Below are 6,201 nucleotides of genomic sequence, written 5' to 3'. Positions count from 1 at the left end.
CGGCGACGCGGCGGGGATGTCCGCCGCGTCGCAGGCCCGCCGGTTCAAAGGGCCCGAGGAGCTGGAGATCGTCGCCTTCGAGCGCGGGGACTTCGCCTCGTACTCGGCGTGCGGCATCCCGTACTGGGTCGGCGGCGACGTCGAACGGCGGGACGACCTCGTCGCCCGGACGCCTGAGGAGCACCGGGAGCGCGCGATCGATCTCCGGATGCGGACCGAGGTGCTGGAGATCGACACCGGGGGGCGGCGGGTCCGCGCCCGGGATCTGGACAGCGGGTCCGAGTCGTGGACGGGCTTCGACAAGCTGGTGATCGCCACGGGCGCGCGGCCGATCCGGCCACCGCTGCCGGGCATCGACGCCCCCGGGGTGCACGGTGTGCAGACACTCGGCGACGGCCAGGCGCTGATCGAGAGCCTGACCCGCGGGCGCGGCGGCGGTCGCGCGGTCGTCGTGGGCGCCGGTTACATCGGCGTCGAGATGGCGGAGGCGCTGCTCAAGCGCGGGTACGAGGTGACCGTCCTGCACCGCGACGACCAGCCGATGGCGACGCTGGACCCGGACATGGGCCGGCTGGTGCACGAGGCGATGGACGGCCTCGGCATCACCACGGTCGGGGGCGCCGCCGTCACGAAGATCCTCACCGGCGACGACGGCCGGGTCAGGGCGGTCGCCACGGACGGCGCCGAGTACCCGGCGGACGTCGTGGTACTCGGTATCGGCGTCCGGCCGGAGACGGCGCTCGCGGAGGCGGCCGGTCTGCCGCTCGGCCCGCACGGCGGGCTGCTCACCGACCTGTCGATGCGGGTACGGGGCCACGAGGACATCTGGGCGGGCGGCGACTGCGTGGAGGTGCTCGACCTGATCACGGGCACCACCCGTCACATCGCGCTGGGCACGCACGCGAACAAGCACGGCCAGATCATCGGGGCCAACGTGGGCGGCGACTACGGCACCTTCCCGGGCGTCGTCGGCACGGCCGTCAGCAAGGTGTGCGACCGGGAGATCGCCCGTACGGGACTGCGGGAGAAGGACGCCCGCGCGGCGGGGCTCCAGTACGTCTCGGCGACCGTCGAGTCCACGGGAACCGCCGGATACCTGCCGGGGGCGCGGCTGATGACGGTGAAGATGCTCGCCGAGCGCCGGACGGGCCGGCTGCTCGGCGTGCAGATCGTGGGCGGCGAGGGCGCCGCGAAGCGGGTGGACATCGCGGCGGTCGCGCTGACGGCGCGGATGACGGTGGAGCAGATGACGGCGCTGGACCTGGGCTACGCGCCGCCGTTCTCCCCGGTCTGGGACCCCGTCCTGGTGGCGGCCCGCAAGGCGACGGCGGCGGTCCGCGAGGCGGGCTGGTAGCCGCCGCTACCGGGCGGTGCGGGTGTGGACGTACTCCACCAGGCGCGTCAGGGAGTCCGGGTCCATGGTCGGCAGCACACCGTGGCCCAGGTTGAAGACGTGCCCCTCCAACCCCTTCGCGGCGTCCAGGACTTCGTCGGTCTTCGTCTCCACGGCCCGCGTGGGGGCGAAGAGGACCGCGGGATCGAGATTGCCCTGGAGCGCCCTGCAGGGGCCCACCCGGCGGGCCGCCTCGTCCAGCGGCACGCGCCAGTCGACACCGACGACGTCCGCGCCGGCCTCGCCCATGAGCCCGAGCAGCTCGCCCGTACCCACCCCGAAGTGGATGCGCGGCACTCCGTACCCGGAGATCATGTCGAAGACCTTGGCCGACGCGGGCATCGCGGAGCGGCGGTAGTCGGCCGGGGCCAGGGCCCCCACCCAGGAGTCGAAGAGCTGTACGGCGCTGGCGCCCGCCTCGATCTGCACCTTGAGGAACGCGCCGGTGATCTCCGCGAGCCGGTCGAGCAGCTCGGCCCACAGCTCCGGATCGCCGTACATCATGGCCTTGGTGTTCTCGTGGTTGCGGGACGGCCCGCCCTCCACGAGATAGCTCGCGAGTGTGAACGGGGCGCCCGCGAAGCCGATCAGCGGGGTGGACCCCAGCTCGGCGGTGAGCATGCCCATCGCCTCGGTGACGTAGTGGACGTCGTCCGGCGTCAGATCGCGCAGCTGCGCCAGGTCGGCGCGCGTGCGGATCGGGTTCGCGACGACGGGTCCGACGCCCGGCTTGATGTCGAGGTCGACGCCGATGGCCTTGAGCGGGACCACGATGTCGCTGAAGTAGATCGCGGCGTCGACCCCGTGCCTGCGGACCGGCTGGAGCGTGATCTCGGTGACCATGTCCGGCCGCATGCACGAATCCAGCATCGCCGTGCCCTCGCGCAGCTTGCGGTACTCGGGCAGCGACCGGCCCGCCTGCCGCATGAACCACACGGGCGTGTGCGGTACGGGCTCGCGCCTGCACGCCTTCATGAAGGCGGAGTCGCGGGTGGCGAGTGTCGCCGCTGTCGCTGGGGTCTTCGTCGGCTGGCCCGAGGGGCGGTCGTTGGCGCTCACGCCCAGAATCTTCGCACGTACACAGAAGCGGCCGGGCCGGGCCGGGTGTCCTTCACCGCACTGGGCGTGCGTTCCGCCTACTCTTCCCCGCATGGCTGCGGCTCAGGGACATTTTTCTGATCATTCCAACGGCGTCGGAGGCACGGGGGGCAGGGAGGAGGATTCCGTCCCGTCGGCGTTCCGGCTGGCCGTCGAATCACTGAGAACGGCGCGGCTGCGCCCCGAGATGGAGATCGACCCGACCAAGCCGCCCGGACGGCTCGCGCCGCACGCGTACGCGCTGGAGGCGGCGGTCGTCCAGGGCGACGACGACCTGGCGGACGGCCGGCTCGTCCTCCTCCACGACCCCGACGGGCACGACGCCTGGAAGGGCACGTTCCGGCTGGTGACGCTCGTGCGGGCGGAGCTGGAGCCCGAGATGGCGGCGGACCCGCTGCTGCCGGAGGTCTGCTGGTCGTGGCTGACCGGGGCGCTGGAGGCGCGCGGCCTGTCGTACGGGGAGCCGAGCGGCACGGTCACGCGTGCGGGGTCGCACTACTTCGGGGGGCTGTCGGAGCGCCGTCCGGTGACGCAGATCGAGATCCGCGCGTCCTGGACGCCGCGCGAGGGGATGGGCGGAGTCCCGGACGCGGCAACGCACTTGGCCGCCTGGTGCGATCTGCTCTGCCAGCTCGCGGGCCTGCCGCCGGCGGCGCCGACGGGGCCGACCGAGCCCGGCGCGGGCGTGGTCACCCTGCCCCAGCGCCGTGGTCCGCAGGCACGGTAGACGAGGAAGGCCGGGCGGGCCCGCGGGGCCCGCCCGGTGGCCGATTTACGTTCAGCCAAAGAGGGGACCACTCGTAGGATGATCGATCACGCTTCCGAATTGCCCGAATTGTTACTCACCAATTCGTGATCATTCTCTAAAGGCGGGGACGGTAGCTGCCGAAGAGGTCAATGACCCTTCAAGCACGGCTCGCCCCCGGCTTCATCCCCGAGCCGGTCCGTCCCGCACCTTCCCAGGAGGCCTGGTGTCCGTTCTCCTCGAGCAGCCCGCAAGCCTGGTCGCCTACCGCCCGAACAAGCCGACGGCCATGGTCGTCGTGGCCGACCCTCGCGTACGCTCCACCGTCACCCGCCACTTGTGGGCGCTCGGAGTACGTGACGTCATCGAGGCTTCTTCCATCGCGGAGGCGCGTCCCCGCGTCGGCAACCCACGCGACATCTGCGTGGCCGACGTCCACCTGCCCGACGGTTCCGGGCTCACCCTGCTGTCCGAGACCCGGGCAGCGGGCTGGCCCAACGGCCTCGCCCTCTCCGCCGCCGACGACATCGGCGCGGTACGCAACGCCCTCGCCGGCGGAGTCAAGGGCTACGTCGTGACCGGAACCCGTACGAATATCGGCCACCCCGGCCGCCCCGGCGCCGCACCCATCGGCGCGGGTCCCCGCATGCACCGCCGCCCCCCGGGTACCCCGAGCCACCCGGGTGGCTACCGCGAGCTCTCCGGCCGTGAGGTCGAGGTGCTCAGACTCGTCGCCGAAGGCCAGTCGAACAAGGCGATCGGCGTCTCCATGGGCCTGTCGGCCCTGACCGTCAAGAGTCACCTCGCCCGCATCGCGCGCAAGCTCGGCACGGGCGACCGGGCGGGAATGGTCGCCGTGGCCCTCCGTACCGGAATCATTCACTGACCGGTTTCACCCGCCCCACCGGCCGCCTCGCCCGCCGACGGAACGTTCCGTCGGCGGGCGGCGTCCGTTCACAGATACCCTTGACACGTGACCGACGCCCAAGAGACCGCAGCAGACCCAGCACTGCGAACCACCGGGGGCGCTCCCCCGGACGACGTCGAAACGGCGCCGATCCCTTTGTTGGAGCCTCGCGAAGGCATTCCGCCGGTGGTCGCCACCGAGGAAGCGCTCGCCGAGGTGATCGCCTCCTTCGCCGCGGGCACCGGCCCGCTGGCCGTCGACGCCGAGCGGGCGTCCGGCTACCGGTACGGGCAGAGCGCCTACCTGGTCCAGCTGCGCCGCGAGGGCGCGGGCACGGCGCTCATCGACCCCGTCGGCTGCCCCGACCTCTCCGCACTCGGCGACGTACTCGCCGACACCGAGTGGATCCTGCACGCCGCCACGCAGGACCTCCCGTGTCTCAGGGAAATAGGCATGCGCCCCACGCGGCTGTTCGACACCGAGCTGGCAGGGCGGCTCGCGGGCTTCCCCCGCGTCGGCCTCGGCGCGATGGTCGAGAACGTACTCGGGTTCGCCCTGGAGAAGGGCCACTCCGCCGTCGACTGGTCGACCAGGCCGCTGCCGGAGCCGTGGCTTCGGTACGCCGCGCTCGACGTCGAGCTGCTGGTCGATCTGCGCGACGCGCTGGAGAAGGAGCTGGACCGGCAGAACAAGCTGGACTGGGCCCGGCAGGAGTTCGACGCGATCGCGTCCGCCCCGCCGCCGCCCCCGCGCAAGGACCCGTGGCGCCGTACGTCCGGTATGCACAAGGTCCGGCGGCGCCGGCAGATGGCGGTCGTACGGGAGCTGTGGAACACCCGCGACCAGGCCGCCCAGCGGCGCGACGTCTCGCCCGGCAAGGTCCTCAGCGACGGCGCGATCATCGAGGCCGCGCTGGCGATGCCGCTGAACGTGCAGGCCCTCACCGCGCTGCCCGGCTTCGGGCACCGGATGGGGCGGCGCGCGCTCGAACAGTGGCAGACGGCGATCGACCGGGCGAAGTCGCTGCCCGACACGGAGCTGCCGCAGCCCGGACAGCCGCTGAACGGTCCGCCGCCGCCGCGGGCCTGGGCGGACAAGGACCCGGAGGCCGCGGCCCGGCTCTCGGCCGCCCGCGCCTCGGTGACGGCGCTGGCGGAGCGGCTGAACATGCCGCAGGAGAACCTGATCACGCCGGACACGGTGCGGCGGGTCTGCTGGGAGCCGCCGGCGGAGCGGAGCGTGGAGGCGGTGTCGGAGGCGTTGGCCGCGCATGGCGCGCGGCGGTGGCAGGTGGAGCAGGTGGCGCCCCTGTTGGCGCGGGCGCTGGGGGCGACGGCGGCGACGGGGTGAGCCGGGGCCGGGCTGGGTTGGTGCGGGCCGGCGCCCGCTTCCGGGGCCGGGGTGGGGTGCTGCCCCTGCGGGCCGGGGCGGGGTGCCGGTGGGTGGCCTCAATCGCCGGCCGGGCTTGGGTGGTGCGGGCCGGTTGCCGGGTGCCGCTCCGGGGTCATGCCCGGACGGCGTGATTTACGGCGCGTGCCCCGTTCGTTGGACCCGACGACCCGGGTTGTCCACGCACCACAAATCAGCCCAAGTGTCCGACCACGACCCCTGCGCGTCCCCCTTCCCTCCCGCGGGAAGAGGGGACGCGCCTGTCTGTGCGGGCGGCGGGAGGCGGCCCCGGGGCGGGTGACCGGCGCCCGGATACCCGCAGGAGGCGGGCCGGGGGCAGCCCATGCCGGTGCCCTCGCGGCGGGAGACAGACCGGGGGCGATGATCGCCGCGGTCACCCGCGACAGACGGCCCCGGGGGCCGGGGACCGCCAGGATCACCCGCGGCAGACGGACCCGGGGCTTGCGACCGCCGGGGCCGCCCGCAAGTGGGGCGCCTGGGGGGGGCGGTGACCGTTGCGGGTGGCGGCGGGAAGGGGGCGGGGGCGCAGGAGGTGCGTGTTCGGACACTCAGGCTGATTTGTGGCGCGTGAACAAGCCGGATCAGCGGGTCCAACGAACGGGGCACGCGCCGTAAATCACGCCGTCCGGACATGCACCTCCGGAGGCC

The 6,201-nt window shown here is 73.2% G+C and carries 5 protein-coding genes; 4 read left to right on the top strand and 1 reads right to left on the bottom strand.

Going from position 1 to position 6,201, the window contains the following annotated elements; genetic code table 11:
• On the top strand, positions 1-1,354 hold a 1,354-nt coding region (locus tag ACZ61E_RS02275), incomplete at its 5' end, for an FAD-dependent oxidoreductase (protein WP_469696840.1).
• Between the two features lie 6 nt (positions 1,355-1,360).
• On the opposite strand, the gene hemE is transcribed toward ACZ61E_RS02275, so the two are convergent.
• Entirely contained in the window at positions 1,361-2,452 is a 1,092-nt protein-coding gene (gene hemE / locus ACZ61E_RS02270; RefSeq protein ID WP_469696839.1) for a uroporphyrinogen decarboxylase, read from the bottom strand.
• Between the two features lie 91 nt (positions 2,453-2,543).
• On the opposite strand from hemE, the gene ACZ61E_RS02265 reads away from it, so the two are divergent.
• The 3 genes from ACZ61E_RS02265 (at position 2,544) to ACZ61E_RS02255 (ending at position 5,493) form a co-directional block, all read left to right on the top strand.
• Positions 2,544-3,218, top strand: coding sequence for a DUF3000 domain-containing protein (locus ACZ61E_RS02265; protein ID WP_469696838.1), 675 nt, complete (start codon positions 2,544-2,546; stop codon positions 3,216-3,218).
• 244 nt (positions 3,219-3,462) lie between these two features.
• Complete coding sequence (locus ACZ61E_RS02260; protein WP_078074498.1) at positions 3,463-4,122, top strand: helix-turn-helix transcriptional regulator; 660 nt, start codon at positions 3,463-3,465, stop codon at positions 4,120-4,122.
• A gap of 87 nt (positions 4,123-4,209) precedes the next feature.
• Positions 4,210-5,493, top strand: coding sequence for an HRDC domain-containing protein (locus ACZ61E_RS02255; protein WP_469696836.1), 1,284 nt, complete (start codon positions 4,210-4,212; stop codon positions 5,491-5,493).
• Positions 5,494-6,201 lie beyond the last annotated feature (708 nt).

The sequence above is a fragment of the Streptomyces sp. NPDC104581 genome, assembly GCF_055583685.1.
This window is presented reverse-complemented; position numbering and strand designations above follow the sequence as displayed.